The sequence below is a fragment of the Ensifer sp. VA4 genome (assembly GCF_055710065.1).
On sequence record NZ_JBVQPO010000018.1, the window covers coordinates 29,065 to 42,930 of the forward strand.

General features: G+C 60.6%; 13 protein-coding genes. 3 read left to right on the top strand and 10 right to left on the bottom strand.

Annotated elements, in window-relative coordinates:
* Nucleotides 1-99: 99 nt before the first annotated feature.
* The 3 genes from repC to repA form a co-directional block, all read right to left on the bottom strand.
* Nucleotides 100-1,395, bottom strand: a complete 1,296-nt coding sequence (repC, locus tag AC0C6X_RS26695; RefSeq protein WP_472956095.1) for a plasmid replication protein RepC — start codon at nucleotides 1,393-1,395, stop codon at nucleotides 100-102.
* Nucleotides 1,396-1,551: 156 nt separating this feature from the next.
* A complete protein-coding gene (repB, locus tag AC0C6X_RS26700; protein ID WP_173519421.1) occupies nucleotides 1,552-2,565 on the bottom strand; it encodes a plasmid partitioning protein RepB in 1,014 nt (337 codons plus the stop codon).
* A gap of 3 nt (nucleotides 2,566-2,568) precedes the next feature.
* Nucleotides 2,569-3,699 carry a plasmid partitioning protein RepA gene (gene repA, locus AC0C6X_RS26705; protein WP_247959296.1) on the bottom strand — a complete coding sequence of 377 codons (1,131 nt, stop codon included), beginning with the start codon at nucleotides 3,697-3,699 and terminating at the stop codon, nucleotides 2,569-2,571.
* 389 nt (nucleotides 3,700-4,088) lie between these two features.
* Between repA and AC0C6X_RS26710 the strand changes: the two genes are divergently transcribed.
* Both AC0C6X_RS26710 and hutC read left to right on the top strand, forming a co-directional pair.
* Complete coding sequence (locus AC0C6X_RS26710; RefSeq protein WP_472956097.1) at nucleotides 4,089-4,265, top strand: hypothetical protein; 177 nt, start codon at nucleotides 4,089-4,091, stop codon at nucleotides 4,263-4,265.
* 141 nt (nucleotides 4,266-4,406) lie between these two features.
* Entirely contained in the window at nucleotides 4,407-5,186 is a 780-nt protein-coding gene (gene hutC / locus AC0C6X_RS26715; RefSeq protein ID WP_173520179.1) for a histidine utilization repressor, read from the top strand.
* Nucleotides 5,187-5,241: 55 nt separating this feature from the next.
* On the opposite strand, the gene AC0C6X_RS26720 is transcribed toward hutC, so the two are convergent.
* The 5 genes from AC0C6X_RS26720 to AC0C6X_RS26740 all read right to left on the bottom strand — a co-directional run bounded on the left by AC0C6X_RS26720 (nucleotide 5,242) and on the right by AC0C6X_RS26740 (nucleotide 9,975).
* The gene (locus tag AC0C6X_RS26720; protein ID WP_472956099.1) at nucleotides 5,242-6,495 is read right to left on the bottom strand and encodes an adenylate/guanylate cyclase domain-containing protein; all 1,254 of its coding nucleotides are present in this window, start codon (nucleotides 6,493-6,495) and stop codon (nucleotides 5,242-5,244) included.
* Nucleotides 6,496-6,740: 245 nt separating this feature from the next.
* The gene (locus AC0C6X_RS26725) at nucleotides 6,741-8,210 is read right to left on the bottom strand and encodes a sensor histidine kinase (protein ID WP_472956101.1); all 1,470 of its coding nucleotides are present in this window, start codon (nucleotides 8,208-8,210) and stop codon (nucleotides 6,741-6,743) included.
* Nucleotides 8,207-8,881 carry a response regulator transcription factor gene (locus AC0C6X_RS26730; protein ID WP_173519425.1) on the bottom strand — a complete coding sequence of 225 codons (675 nt, stop codon included), beginning with the start codon at nucleotides 8,879-8,881 and terminating at the stop codon, nucleotides 8,207-8,209. The genes AC0C6X_RS26725 and AC0C6X_RS26730 overlap by 4 nt, the downstream gene beginning before the upstream one ends.
* Nucleotides 8,882-8,992: 111 nt before the next feature.
* Nucleotides 8,993-9,370 carry a hypothetical protein gene (locus AC0C6X_RS26735; protein ID WP_173519426.1) on the bottom strand — a complete coding sequence of 126 codons (378 nt, stop codon included), beginning with the start codon at nucleotides 9,368-9,370 and terminating at the stop codon, nucleotides 8,993-8,995.
* 293 nt (nucleotides 9,371-9,663) lie between these two features.
* Nucleotides 9,664-9,975 carry a hypothetical protein gene (locus AC0C6X_RS26740; protein WP_247959260.1) on the bottom strand — a complete coding sequence of 104 codons (312 nt, stop codon included), beginning with the start codon at nucleotides 9,973-9,975 and terminating at the stop codon, nucleotides 9,664-9,666.
* 641 nt (nucleotides 9,976-10,616) lie between these two features.
* Between AC0C6X_RS26740 and AC0C6X_RS26745 the strand changes: the two genes are divergently transcribed.
* Entirely contained in the window at nucleotides 10,617-11,696 is a 1,080-nt protein-coding gene (locus AC0C6X_RS26745; protein ID WP_472956105.1) for a hypothetical protein, read from the top strand.
* A gap of 10 nt (nucleotides 11,697-11,706) precedes the next feature.
* Here AC0C6X_RS26745 and AC0C6X_RS26750 read toward each other — a convergent pair whose 3' ends face one another.
* Together AC0C6X_RS26750 and AC0C6X_RS26755 are read right to left on the bottom strand one after the other, a co-directional pair.
* Complete coding sequence (locus AC0C6X_RS26750) at nucleotides 11,707-12,789, bottom strand: ABC transporter ATP-binding protein (RefSeq protein ID WP_247959257.1); 1,083 nt, start codon at nucleotides 12,787-12,789, stop codon at nucleotides 11,707-11,709.
* A gap of 3 nt (nucleotides 12,790-12,792) precedes the next feature.
* Nucleotides 12,793-13,839, bottom strand: a complete 1,047-nt coding sequence (locus AC0C6X_RS26755) for an NAD(P)-dependent alcohol dehydrogenase (RefSeq protein WP_472956108.1) — start codon at nucleotides 13,837-13,839, stop codon at nucleotides 12,793-12,795.
* Nucleotides 13,840-13,866 lie beyond the last annotated feature (27 nt).

The following is a 13,866-nucleotide window of genomic DNA, read 5'->3' on the forward strand; positions in this document are numbered from 1 at the left end:
CCAGTTTCCCGCATTTGCTCGCCTTACACAAGATCGTGCCGCCGACTATCGAAGGAGTACCGGCTGCCGACCGATCAGGTTCAGTTCCGAGCGCGGCAATCATCCATCCAATGCAACAACCGACGTCTGGGCGCGTAGCCGTGCCGCCAACATTGCGGAGACAGCGAACGACTGGGTCTTCGCCCGGCGCGTCAGATCCCGCAGATAGGCACCCGCTGAATGAATGTGCTCCGCCCGTTCAAGAAGGCAGGCAAGCACCGTGGCGGTCGTTTCTGGGCCGAGTGTAGCGCAGGCTTCGTCGTAGGCATCAGGGCTGATCGCAAGCATGTTTTTGACCACAGTTGCGGCCGTCAGAAGATCGCGCCAATTGTCGATACGACCGGATGGGCCGTAGTCGCGGATCTGCGGGCAGGCTCTCAAAACGAGCGGCAGGGGTACTGCGCGGTTCAGCAAAGGGGTTTCCCCGCGATGCTGATGGGGCTTTTCCACCGCCGATGTTTCGATCTTTTCGAGTTTACCCATATCGTGGCTGAGTTGCGGCACATCTGCTGAAGGCTTGCACGACAATTTCACCCCAAGTCTTTCATCAGCCGGTTCAGATTCAGAAAGATAATCGGATTCTGAATTCTGTATGTGCCGCTCATTTTGGCGTTCATTGGCAGCCGTATTTTGTGTTTTTAGTAGGTTCTCCAGACGATTAGTCAGCTCGTCCTGCAGTTGGGCGAGAACGGGAAGGACGCGTTCGATTTCAGCGATGGAGGGCTTGCGCGAGAGAGACATATAGATGGCCTGGCAGCGGATCTCCGCCTGCTCTGCATAGGCGAGGTCAGAGGAGCGCAGTAGATCGACCAGCTTCGCAACGTCGCGGCGGCTGAGGCTCACGCGTTCACGCATCACCTGAAGATACCGCCGATCGGCTTCGAGACGCGCAGCCTCCGCTTCGAACTCGGCCATACGGGCGAGCAACGGAGCAAGGTCGAACCCGAATGCCTGGCCGATTGCGCCTTGACGGTCGCGTCGAGCGTAGCGTTTGCCGTTGGGGCTGTCGCGCCGGAGAATAAGGCCGGCCTCGATCAGGGTGGCGAGATGCCGCCTGAGCGTCGTCTCGGCCATGCCGTGCGTTCTCAGCGAAAGCTGAGCGTTGGACGGAAAGACGACGAGGCCGTCGGCCGCCGCAAGTTCCGTCTTCGGGTAGAACGACAGCAAGGCGTTCAAGACGGCAAGAGAACGATCGGAAACCCCAAGGCTCGACTTGGCGGCGCAGACCGTTCGAAACAATTTCCATTTGTCGACCTTGCCTTCGTTAACGGCCGAAGCGCTGGAAAGCTGGTGTGCCAACATTCCAAGCGACATCGCCCGCCGCCCGAAGGGCGTCGTGACAATCCCACAATCCATTCGTCTTCACCTTTTTCAAGGCAAAAGAAATCCGTTCGCCGAAACGACGTTGAAAACTCTTGACACCGATTCGCGGAAATGGGATTCTCCAGTTGCTACACGAGAGAAGGGTTTCCGCAGCGCTAGTCGTTCGGAAGCCTTTTTCTTTTGCTCTGTTTAGTCTCCTGTTTCCTCTTGGTATTCGAGGTACAGAGATTTGAGCCTCTGCCTCACGAAATCAGCAAAGCCCGGCGCCTGTCTCCTGTTGAAAGACAGCGTGGTTTCGCCGTCTGTTTCACGGATCCGGACCGGGGTTGTATCGTCGGGCGCCACCCACGAGATGGCTCTGGCGCGCGCCTTGGAGGTGTTCAGGAAGGCACAAAGCGCATCAAAACGCTGATCACTTCCTGCCGCCTGGAATTGTTTGTCCTTCACGAAGACGTTCGCAGCCTCGCTCTTCCCATCTTGGGCCAGCAGCTCGGCGAGATCGAACCAACGACGTCGGCCGATCGCCGGTGCCGGCCCGACAGCCTCGATCAGCGAGATCGGTAGCCGACGAATGATGGAAATCATCTTCGACAGTGCCGCCTTGTCGACACCAAGCGAAGACATGATGATCTCGCGGGAGAAACCGCGATCCTCAAGCCGCGTGGCAAACAGCGCCCGTTCGATGAAGGACAGATCCGTGCGAGTGTTGTTCTCCTGCCCTTGAGAGACGACCAGCTGTTCGTCGCTGAGATCGCGGACAACCGCGCGAACCTTTTTACCGAGCTCGCGAGCCGCTGCCAGCCGGCGATGGCCATAGGCAACCTGGTATCGCCCATCGGCGTCAGGGTGCGGCCGCACGAGGATCGGAACCTGTTGTCCGTGTTCGCGGATTTGCTCCGCGAGCGCGGATTGTGCATCCGCAGTGATCTCAAGGCGGTCAACGATGAAAGAGGCGTCGATGAGCGCGGGGTCCAGATCGACGACGACAAGTCCTTCGGCAAGTTGGCGCTCCAACTCCTGGGCGCGCTCAACTTTCTGAGTGATGTTCGACAGCGACCGGGTGATGCCGCCGACAGCGCTTGTAGGCCGGACGCCGACGCTCAGGCCGGCGATAGGTCGCGCTGCGACCAGGCGTTCCAGAGCCGCGTCGGCATCGTTTTCGGCTTGGTCAGCGGTAATTCCGATCAGATTTTTGCGGGCCATCGATTACTTCCTCCCCCAAACCTGGCGGATCAGCTCTTCGATCTCGCCATTGACTTGGTTCAGCGAATCCATGGCGCGATCGTAGGTGCCACGGACGAATTGCGAGCGCTCGACTTCGTAAAGTGTCTGCTTCGTCACGCCGGCATCGGAAATGGCCGTCGATTTCACCATAGCGTTCTGCAGCATGCGATTGCCGAAAATGGCGCGCATGAAACCGGTCATCTGGCTTTGTGGACCGTCATTCGGCTCGAAACGTGTGCCGAGATAGCGCATCCAGTCGTAACTGGTGCGACCACCGGCCTTCTCGACGACGCTCATCAACTCGCTCGTCATCGACAGGAACTGCGACATGGACATGACGTCGAGCATCTGTGGATGCACCGTTATCAGTACGGATGTCGCGGCGCAGAGAGCCGACATGGTCAAAAAGCCGAGCTGCGGCGGGCAATCGATGACGACGATATCGTAGAAACTCTCGATTTCCGACAATACGTCGCCGATGCGCGCGAAGAAAAGAGTCTCGGCAGCACCCCCCATCATCATTGCCTTCGGGGTCTCGTGCTCGAATTCCATGAGCTCGAGATTGCCGGGAATGAGGTGAAGGTTGGTGGTGTAGGTCGAACGCACGATGTCGGCAATCGGCCGCGGCTCGTCGTAGCGGATCGCGCCGTAAAGCGTTTCTCCTTCGCCAACGTCCAGTTCCGGCTGGTGGCCGAAGAGGGCGGAGAGCGAGGCCTGTGGATCGAGGTCGATCGCAAGCGTCCGATAGCCGCGCAGCGCCAGATATTGGGCAAGGTGGGCAGATGTCGTCGTCTTCGCCGACCCACCCTTGAAATTCATGACCGAAAGCACCTGCAGCTTCTCGTCGCCGCGGCGGTGTGGGATATATTTCCCGGATTTTCCGCCTTCGTCGAGAACGCGGCGGATGCGTTCGATGTCCTCAACGGCGTACATGCGCCGACCGTTTGACAAGGGAGCAGGCCCGTGGCCCTCTGAGGCGACCTGCCTTAGATAGCCTTCACCGATTCCAATGAAGGCGGCTGCTTCGGCAGGACTAAAGAGGCGCATGGCCTTTTGAGCTTGCGGAGGGAAGATCTTCTTTTGATGCTGCTGCAGCTGATGCGCCAGTTCCAAAGCGTCGGCAGCCAGAAGCGTCGGCAGATGCTCCTGTACGTCGTGACCTTGAATTTTCTGTTGCAACATTGAGTTCCCCAAAAACTGCGCAAAAATCGTCATATCGCAACAATCTGCGCAGCTGCACTATGCTCCGATTCGGTTCGGTTTTACAAATGCATAGCGAATTATACCCAACGCCCTATTTTGCCGGCAAATGAACGCCCGTTTCTGGGTCAGTTGTCCGCGGACAACTGGCGTTTTCATGTTGCGAGGTGTCAGGGCTGGCGGCGCCATTTCTCGGCCGGCGCGAGAAGATCTAAAAGAGTATAGAATTTATAGACTATTGACAGATGAGCTGATTGTGTCACCATTGCTTTCATCGGAGACGAGACGCGAGAAGGTTCGCTATGTTCTATCTTGGTGGAATGACCCTTGGTTATCTGGCACCGCCGCCACCGAAGGCGACCCGGCAGTCGACAGTCGAAGTTGGGCCGGCACCGGTCGAGAAAGCTGACTGCGAAGAGTCTGATCGCAATCAGGAATGGGCGCGTGCATTTTTGAACCCCTGGCATCTCCTCTATTGACCATCCGGTGTTGGCGCTTGCCTCCTCGGGATGTTGACAGCTGTCAACAGTGCGCCGGGGATATCCGTCGCTATGGTGAAAAAGCACGAAACAGCTAGAGAAGGGCTGTTTCGCCGCCTGGAAATGATTAAGTTCGGTCTCATGGACACCAAGCAAGACCGAACCGTTTCGAACGATCAGCCCGACGATGCCGTCGACACTCAAGGGCAACCCTTGTCTTTGCATCAGCGTATCCTCGGGGACGTGGAAGGACGCATCCTCTCCGGCGAATGGCCGCCGGGCCATCGCATCCCATTCGAACACGAGCTGACGGAACAATATGATTGCTCGCGGATGACTGTGAATAAGGCGCTGACCGAACTGGTCAAGCGCGGCTTGATCGAGCGGCGTCGCAAGTCGGGCAGTTACGTCACCTTTCCCCAGGTGCAGTCGGCGGTCATGGAAATCCACGACGTCAAGCTCGAGGTCCAATCGCTGGGTCTCGATTACAGTTTTCGACTGGACGAGCGAAAGATCCGCAAGGTGGAAGGCCGGGACGTCGAACGCCTGGATCTTCCGGCATCGGCGCGACTGCTGGAGGTAACGTGCCGGCACTTTGCTGGCGGTCGTCCTTTTTGTTTCGAAGAACGCCTGATCAGCCTTGCGGCGGTGCCGGAGGCGGAGGCGGAGTTGTTTCAGGCCGCAGCCCCCGGTTCATGGCTGCTTGGCAAGGTGCCGTGGAGCACGGCCGAACACCGCATTCGCGCCGTCGCGGCGAACAAAATGGCAGCGCAAGCGCTCGACATTTCGACCGGCACTGCCTGCCTGGTCATCGAGCGCCGCACCTGGAGCGGACGTGCGCCGGTCACGCATGTGCGGTTGACTTATCCTGGCGACCGCCACGAACTCGTTGCCCAGTTCGCGCCGAGCCAAATCGGATAGCCGGCTAACGCTCTTCTATCCGGCTGGCGTCCCGCCAGTTGTCCGCGGACAACCACTATTCTCCGACCGCGCGCAGAACCGGTGCCGGGCCATTGCCGGAAAAGGCGAAGACCTCGATCGGTTCGCCAATCCCTCTGACCGGATAGGAACCCAGATGCTCCATGCTGGACGCGCAGCCTGCCAGTTCCACGAACGCCCGCGACAGAAGCACGGGCCGCTTTGTTTCCTTGGTCAGGCTCTCCAGCCGCGAGGCGATGTTGACGGCGGGGCCGATCACCGTGAAGTCCAGCCTGTGGCGCGAACCGATATTGCCGTACATGACATCCCCGACATGGACGCCGATCCCGTAGCCAAGGGGTTCACGGCCCTTTTCGAGGTTGTCCTTGTTGAGAAGGGCGATTGCTGCTTCCGCCTCACGGATTGCCTGCAGCAGATTTTCGGCGGCATTGGCATTGCTGAGCGGAAAGATTGCCAACAGGCCATCGCCCATGAATTTGAGGATCTCGCCCCCGTGCCGCTCGATCGGTTCCGACATCGCATCGAAATAGGCATTGAGCAGATCGATCACGTCGTCACGCGGCCACAGATCGGAGAGTTTCGTGAAATTGCGCAAGTCGCAAATCAGGATCGCGGCGCCGACCGTGACACCGCTACCGCGCGTCGTGGCGCCGGCGAGAATCTGCTCGCTGGCATGCGGGCCGACATAGGTTTCGAGCAGCGTGCGCACGAACCGGTTCTTCAGCCGGATTTCGCTGACCAGCGCCAAGGCGGGCAGAAGATCCGAGAGAAAAGCGACGTGTTCATCCTCGAAGCCGCCCTTTCGGTCGGTGGTGAAGGTCACGACGTGGCGTTTGCCGAGCGTGTGTTCGAGCGGCCAGGCAATATACTCCGTCAGCCCTTCGGCCTTCAGGTCGACATAAAGCGAGTTCTGAGCGTGCTCTTCCGGCAGGGCTTGAAGGTTCGTGCGAACCTCGGCGCCGCCGTTGTTGATCACATAGAGCGGACTGTTGAGATAGAGCGCGGTGTTTTGGGTCCCATAGTCGTAGAGGTCGATCTCAGCCTCCGCCAGGCCCTTGCGCCAAAGAATGCGGGCACCGAGCCACTGCGGATGATTGATCCGGAAATGCAGGGTCGCTCGCGCAACCGGGACACCTGCCGCCTGGAGCCGCTCGCACATTTCAACGAGGATGTTGTCGATAAACCGTTCGTTGCGCGTTTCGATGATCAGCCAGTCGAGCACGCTTCGGCGTCGAGTCGGCCAGTTTCCGTCCTCAAGCGAAGGGGAGGGAACCTGCGAAGACATCTGCATTGGCAATTCTCCATTCTGGTCGAACGCTCAGCCGCTCTTCCGGCGAACGTTTGCGATGTATCGCTGCAAATGTGGAGCATCAGTGGCGCCTTGATAAGGGGGAGGCGGAAAGCTTTTGAGGAGAGGCGATTGCTACCGCATGCTTCCTTTGAGCGTCGCTGATTAAAGAAGAAAGGCATGCTGCAATTCAAAGCTCTACGGCGACCTTTGTGCGTGTGATGGACGCGCGGCGCGTAGGGCCGTCATCACACGGATGCCGGTGCCGATTGCTGCACCGGGCGGCCTCCGTCGAGAAGCGGCAGTTGCAGCCGTACGCGGGCGCCCCGCGACGGGCCGGCAAGAATATCGATGCGGCCACCATGCAGGCGGGCGATCTCCCGTGCCAGATTGAGCCCCAGGCCGGCACCGGTGGACCGTGGACGCAAGCGATAGAAAGGTTCGAAAACGCGTTCGCGCTCCTCGACAGGAATTCCAGGCCCCTCGTCCTGGATTTCAAGGCCGCCCTCGGCATTGACCAGCACGGTGATCGTGCCGGTGCCGCCGCCATGTTCGATGGCGTTGCGCAGGAGATTGGTGACAGCCTGTTCGATCTGGCGTGGCCGGGCGCTGACCCGCGCCGTCGGCACCTCGGTTTCGAACGCCAGTTCATAGCCGGCTTCGAACGCTAGAGGCGCGAAGTCTGCAGCGATGGTTCTTGCGAGTGCAACGAGGTCCACCACCTCGAGCGCGCCACCGGCATGCTCGAGCACCTGTCGGTCGAGGAGCTGTTGGGCGAGGTGGGACAGACGTTCGATATCCAGCCGCAGACGGGTGTTTTCCGGAGCCTCCTGGAGAAGTTCGGCTCGGGTCCTGAGAATCGCAATCGGGGTGCGCAATTCGTGTGCCGCATCGGTGAGGAAACGGTTGCGCTGCTCGTATCCCTCGCCCAGCCGTGCCAGTGCCTTGTTGAAGGCGTGCACCAAAGGTGCGATCTCGGTCGGTACCTGTTCGGTCTCGAGCTGGACCGCTCGATTGTCGATGTCGATGCGGCCGGCCTGATCAGCCGTCAGTATGAGGCTCGCCAAGGAACGCCGAACGACCGCCGGCGCCGTGACCAGCGTGGTCACGCCCATGACCAGAACGATCGGCAGCAGAAAGCACAGAATAAGCAGTGCGATCATCGGAACGACCTCGGTCCAGGTCGTCGTGCCGTCGAGGTCGCGCGCCATGTCGACATCGATGCTGATCTGCACGTCCAGCGGTCCATTGTCGCGTCGCGAGGAAACGGTCGAGGCGATGATCTGGACGCGGCCGGCGTCGGTGTCGGCGTTGTGGAGGACCGCGTCCGGCAGCGTTCCGCCCTCATCGAAAAGCAGCTTCGCGCCCTCCACGCGTCGCAGCAGGTCGCCACCGCTTTCGTCATAGGGAGGAGGAACGTTTCCCTGTCGCAGAACCTGACCGGCATCGTCGCGGATGATGAACCATAGATTGGGGTGGGACTGCCGCAGCTGACGAAGGTCTTCGGTCTCACGGACGATCAAGGCGCCGCTCGCATCGCGCCCGACCGCGCGCTCGAGAACATCCACCGCCGCTTCGTTGTCGACGAGAAGGCGCGGCTGGGCGATGAACATGGCCAGAGAAAGCAGTCCGATAAAGACAAACAAAGTCGCGGCCTGCAGCAGGATGAGGCGGCGCACGAGCACCCATTGCAGCGAGCGGGGCCGAGCCTTGGTCATGTCGTTGCGCGCAAGAGATAGCCGAGGTTGCGGATGGCTCTGATCTCGACCCCGGCACCGACATCATCGAGCTTTCGGCGCAGGCGCGACAGATGCGAATCGAGCGCATTGGATCCGATCTCGTCTTCCATGGCGTAGACCGATTCTTCGAGCGTCGCCCTGAGCACCGTGCGACCCGGCCGACGCATCAAGGCCTCGAGCGCAAGGCGCTCTCTGCGCAAGAGATCGAGCGGCTTGTCGTCGACGGCCGCTTCGCGGTGGTGGAAGTCGTAGATCAGGCGTCCAACCTTGGTTTGCTCAGCATTCAGTGAGACCGGGCGGCGGGCGAGCGCCCGCAAGCGCGCCATGAGTTCTTCAACGGCAAATGGCTTGGAAAGATAGTCGTCGGCGCCGGCATCGAGCCCGGCGACCCGATCGTTGATCGACCCCAATGCGGTCAGCATCAATATGGGCGCCGCTACCCCGAGGCTGCGCAGCTTCGGAATGAGGTCCAGCCCCTCGCCATCCGGCAACCGGCGATCGAGCACGACAACGTCATAAGGCCAGAGCTCGGCGACGGCTTCGGCATCGGCCAGCGTCGAGACGTGATCGACGATCACCTGACGCCGCTCCAGCGCCGCCTTCAGGGCCGAGGCCATTTCCGGCTCGTCTTCCAGCAGCAGGATGCGCATGCAATTTCTCCCGATTACAGGTATTCCTGAGCAGACAAATCAATAAAAACATGCATAAATTCAAATAGTTACAGCTAGTCCCGTGCAGCTTGCCGAAAGGGGCCGAAGCCGTCACTCGCATTCCAGCTTCGGCTGGCGGAAATTGGTAATGTACCAACGGCCCTGCTGCATCCGGGCATAGAACGTGTAGAAGCATTCCTGTTCCTCGACATAGCCCGGCGTCGTGTACTCCTCGTAGCGCATTCCACGCCGGGTGTCTCTGATTTCACCGCTCGACGTGCCGGAGACGACATTCGTCGAGATCTTGCGCCACTGATAGGCTCGCTCGTTCCAGCCGAGATTGAGAATGTTCGTCGGCGGGCCGTAGTCGATGATGACGGATTCGACCGGCTGGCCGATGTAGGTTTTCATCGTGTCGGAAGCGCAACCGGCCAGGAAAATGGCGGCGGCGAGGCATGCGAGGGCGCGACGCCCATTGGCGAAGAACATGACGGATCCCGGTTTACCCGTGGCATCAGGCGCCACCCGGACGCACAAGGCCTGCGGTCGTTCATTGACTTGCCGCTGCCTCTGATCGGTCGCGAGTCCGCAGTGGTGCAGCGAGAGACCGGGTGCTAAGGCCGCAAGATTACAGGGACATTGCGTGGCTTGGCGGGGCCATCGAAGTTCGCCGCCAGGAGAGCGGTGCCATATTCGGCTCTGCGAGACGAAAATCGCTGAGACATTGAGCTAATCGACGCCTTGGATCGTGCGGCTATGGACCGTAAGCCGGTAGGCCGCTGTCAGGCGGCGCGGTCCGCTTCGTTCGGCGTGGCACTCTCTTTCGCATCCGCCGCGTAGACGAGACCGGGCAACACGATCCATTCGCCGGAGCGAAGGGCCAGCACGTCGAAACCGCCGCCAGGCAGACGCGGCGCAACGCCGACGAAACGGTAGCGTAGGCCGTCGCGATCGCTCACGGCTTCGCGGATGGGGCGGCCGGCGAGGTAACCGATGACGGCGCCTTCGAACGCGACATCTGCCAGGACGAAGTATTCCGTCGGCAAGCGTCGGTTCGCCTTGGAGGTGAGTTTGAACCCATCCCTGAATTTCATTGTCTTGCTCGTTGTGAGGCGCCTCGCGAGACCGGGGGGGAGAGGCCGGTGGTGGCGGAGGCTGCGCTCTCTTCTGCTTTCGCGGCCCGGCGCTACGACGGATACCCGCCAACCAAAACCAGGCCGATTTCTGTAAAGGTGGAACGTGCCGAGGGCTCCGATGGTTCCGGGCGGCACGGCGCGTCTGAAGCCATCGAAAAGCGGCGCCATGAAGGCGAAGCCATCCATGACACTATGCGGCATTTGCTCGCGATCTCCTGTTAGCGCGAACGCAGGTAGGAAATCGTTTGGGGAGATCGGCCAGGCGAATAAGGGAAACATAAGGGCTGGTGCACCGGACGACGCTTGGGGCTGCAAGATCGCTGGCATTGCTGAGGGCGCGCCTTGGGCCAACCGCGTCAGAAAAAATTCTGTTCCCACCGTTGGATCGTTTCCCTCGGCCATATTCTCGACACCGAGATTGTTGACCTCTCCGGCAGGCTGGGGCCACCCGGCGTTCACCGAGCGCCCGCTCCCGCTTCCTATCGGGGAAGCGGGAGCGGGCGTTTTGCGCCTATTGAAAGATCATCCACTTGTCATTCGACAGACCCTCCGGGCACGTCACGAAACGAATTGTGCTGCACTTTCCAGGCTTTGAGCCCTTGGACGCCGTCAAACATCAAGCGCGCTACAAGCGATCGGCGGTGAAGACTGCCACCATTCACGATTTCGAGGTCCAGGTGGGACCGGTGCAGATCGAAGGGCCGAGCCGCTACTTCGATGTGGACAGTCAAGGCGCCGATTGGCGAACGATGAGCCGCGTCTACGTCTTCGATCACGACGAAATCGTCAAACGCCTGAACGGCCGGCCGACGCTGCACAGAATGGTTTCGGGGTATTTGAGTGCTGCGCGGATCGTCTGGGAAGGTGGCGCCTTGTCCTACTTCAAACATGCGTGGCGCTTCGGTCTGTTCTTCCTCTTTCCATTCCTGCTAGTGGCAATCGGTCTCGCTCTGAGCGTGCTGATCGGCACCGCGCCCTACTGGCTCGGACTTGACACATCGCTTCTGATCTTAAGCGCAATCGTCGCATATGTGGTCTTCTTCCGGCTCTTTCTTCCCTGGTCCGACAGATGGCACACGCTGCACCTCTTTTCCGATTGGGAGCTGGCGGTCGCCGTCGCCAGTCTGGAGAAACCCTATTTCAAGCAATGGGCCGAAGATAGCTTGGCGTCCGTACGGGCTGCTCTTGCCGAGCCCGCCGACGAATATGTCATCAGCTCCCACAGCATGGGGTCCAGCATCGCCACCCAGGTCATCGGCATTTTGGTGGAACGAGAGCCCAGCCTGTTTGCGGGAAAACGCATCACCTTCGTCACCCTAGGCGGCGCGATTCTGCAATGTGCGCTGCTTCGCTCGGCCGAGGTCTTGCGGGCACGCGTCGGCGCCATCGCCCGTATGAAGGAGATCTTCTGGTTCGACGTTCAATGCCTGACCGATGCGATCAATTTTTACAGATGCCAGGTCGTGGCACTCGCCGGACACCATGATGCACCCCAGCCGCCGATCGTCTTCATCCGGTTAAAGCACATGCTTTCACCGGAGCGCTATCGCAGGATCAAGCGCGATTTCCTTCGGGTTCACCGGCAATATGTGCTCGATGCCGACGTCCGAACGCCCTTCGATTTCACGCTGATGACGGCCGGACCGCGCCCGGCCGCCTCGTTCGTCAATCCGAGCTGATAGAGACATCTCAGGATTTCAACAGGGAGATGCCGCTTTCCCGGTCAAAGAGATGCAGCCCTTCGGGTTCGACCGCGAAAGCGACGGCGTCGCCCGGCTTTGGGCAGGCGCTGGCCCTGACCAGCGCGCCGATTTCCTTGCCAGCAAAGAGGAAGGTCACCAGCGCGTCGTTGCCGTGAAATTCGACGAGATCGGCGATGCCCGAGATGAGATTGGGCCCTGTCTGCGCGATCGTCAGATCGGCCGGCCGGATGCCGAGCACCAGCGACTGGCCATGGCGCAGGGCGAATTTTCCATCCGAAATCGAGAAGCTGCCACCGGCGCTGCGCAGCAACCACCCGCCTTCGGTCCTCTCGGCGGTGACGTCGATGAAGTTCATGTTCGGCGTACCGATGAAGCCGGCGACGAAAAGGGTGCGAGGCCGCTCGTAGATTTCGGCGGGCGTGCCGACCTGTTCGATCGCGCCGCCTTTCATCAGCACGATCCGGTCGGCAAGCGTCATCGCTTCCAGTTGGTCGTGCGTCACGTAGATCGTCGTGGTCTTCAGCTTCTGGTGCAGCCGCGCGATCTCGACGCGCATATGGTTGCGGAGCTTGGCATCGAGATTGGAAAGCGGCTCGTCGAAGAGGAAGACCCGCGGCGTCTTGATCATGGCACGAGCGATCGCCACCCGTTGCTGTTGACCGCCCGACAACTCGGTCGGCTTGCGCGCAAGATAGGGCTCGAGCCCCAGCGTTGCGGATACGGCGCGAATGCGCGTGTCGATCTCCGCCTTCGGCACCTTCATGCGTTTCAGCCCGAAGGCGATATTGTCGTAGATCGTCATATGCGGATAGAGCGCATAGTTCTGGAAGACCATGGCGACGCCGCGGTCGCGCGGCGGCAGGTCGTTGACCGTCCGACCGCCGATCGACACGGTGCCGCCGGAGATGTCCTCAAGGCCGGCGATCATGCGCAGCAACGTGGATTTGCCACAGCCGGAAGGCCCGAGAAACACGATGAATTCGTGATCGGCCACATCGAGGTTGAAGCCCTTGATGACGTCGACGGCACCGTATTGCTTGTCGACATTGGAGCAGACGATATTCGCCATGGCTCAATCCTTCCCGCTGTCCATGAGGATCTGCAGCTTGATATCGGTCGGCCGCGCCGAGGCGGCGCGTTCGAAGGCCTTGATGCTGTCTTCGAACCGGAATGTGTCTGTGATCAGCGGTTTCAGGTCGACCTTGCCGGAGGCGATCAGTTGCAGAGCCCGATCGAAGATGTTGGCGTAGCGAAACACCGTCTCGATGCGGACTTCCTTCGAGATCGCCCCCGGCACGTCGAATTGCACGGCTTCCACCGGCAAGCCGACCAGTACGATGGCGCCGCCCGGTCGGACCAGATCGAAGATCCCTGAGAACGCCTTCGCGCTGCCGCTCGCTTCGAAGACGACATCGGCCCCCCAGCCGCCGGTCTCGGCGGCAATCACATCGGCAAAGGAGCCCTCGGCGATGTTGACCGGCGTGATGCCAGGATATTGCGCGGCAATCGCCAGTTTCTCGGCGCTGAAATCGGAGATGAAGACGCGGCTGCAGCCACCGGCAAGGGCAGCGAGCGCCACCATGATGCCGATCGGACCGCAACCGATGACGGCGGCGACGTCGCCGGGCGCAATGCGCGCGCGGGTGGCTGCCTGCATGCCGATCGCGAAGGGTTCGACCATGGCGCCTTCGGCAAAGGAGACGTTGTCAGGGAGCTTGTAGGTGAAGGCGGCGGGGTGCACGGCGAAAGGGGCGAGTACGCCATGGACCGGCGGTGTCGCCCAGAAGCGCACCTTCGGGTCGACATTGTAGATGCCGAGCTTGGCGGCGCGTGACGCCAGATCGGGAATGCCCGGTTCCATGCAGACCCGATCGCCGACTTCGAGCGTTTCGACATTGCTGCCGACGGCGACGACGGTGCCGGCCGCCTCATGGCCGAGCACCATCGGCTCGCGCACCACATAAGGGCCGATGGCACCATGGGTGTAATAATGCACGTCGCTGCCGCAGACGCCGACCGTGTGGATGGCGATCTTGACGTCATCGGGGCCGAGCTCCAGAGGGAGATCGATCTCCCTGATCGCGAGCTTGCCTTTTTGCTCGAGGACCAATGCTTGCATGTGGGATTTCCTTGTTTTCACCGTGTC

What these genes read in the sequence shown, in the direction of transcription:
- AC0C6X_RS26740 (WP_247959260.1), bottom strand. Translation starts at nt 9,975, where the DNA reads ATGAAATTCAGGGATGGGTTCAAACTCACCTCCAAGGCGAACCGACGC.
- AC0C6X_RS26725 (WP_472956101.1), bottom strand. Translation starts at nt 8,210, where the DNA reads ATGACCAAGGCTCGGCCCCGCTCGCTGCAATGGGTGCTCGTGCGCCGC.
- AC0C6X_RS26710 (WP_472956097.1), top strand. Translation starts at nt 4,089, where the DNA reads ATGTTCTATCTTGGTGGAATGACCCTTGGTTATCTGGCACCGCCGCCA.
- AC0C6X_RS26755 (WP_472956108.1), bottom strand. Translation starts at nt 13,839, where the DNA reads ATGCAAGCATTGGTCCTCGAGCAAAAAGGCAAGCTCGCGATCAGGGAG.
- repC (WP_472956095.1), bottom strand. Translation starts at nt 1,395, where the DNA reads ATGGATTGTGGGATTGTCACGACGCCCTTCGGGCGGCGGGCGATGTCG.
- AC0C6X_RS26720 (WP_472956099.1), bottom strand. Translation starts at nt 6,495, where the DNA reads ATGCAGATGTCTTCGCAGGTTCCCTCCCCTTCGCTTGAGGACGGAAAC.
- repB (WP_173519421.1), bottom strand. Translation starts at nt 2,565, where the DNA reads ATGGCCCGCAAAAATCTGATCGGAATTACCGCTGACCAAGCCGAAAAC.
- AC0C6X_RS26750 (WP_247959257.1), bottom strand. Translation starts at nt 12,789, where the DNA reads ATGGCGAATATCGTCTGCTCCAATGTCGACAAGCAATACGGTGCCGTC.
- AC0C6X_RS26735 (WP_173519426.1), bottom strand. Translation starts at nt 9,370, where the DNA reads ATGTTCTTCGCCAATGGGCGTCGCGCCCTCGCATGCCTCGCCGCCGCC.
- hutC (WP_173520179.1), top strand. Translation starts at nt 4,407, where the DNA reads ATGGACACCAAGCAAGACCGAACCGTTTCGAACGATCAGCCCGACGAT.
- AC0C6X_RS26730 (WP_173519425.1), bottom strand. Translation starts at nt 8,881, where the DNA reads ATGCGCATCCTGCTGCTGGAAGACGAGCCGGAAATGGCCTCGGCCCTG.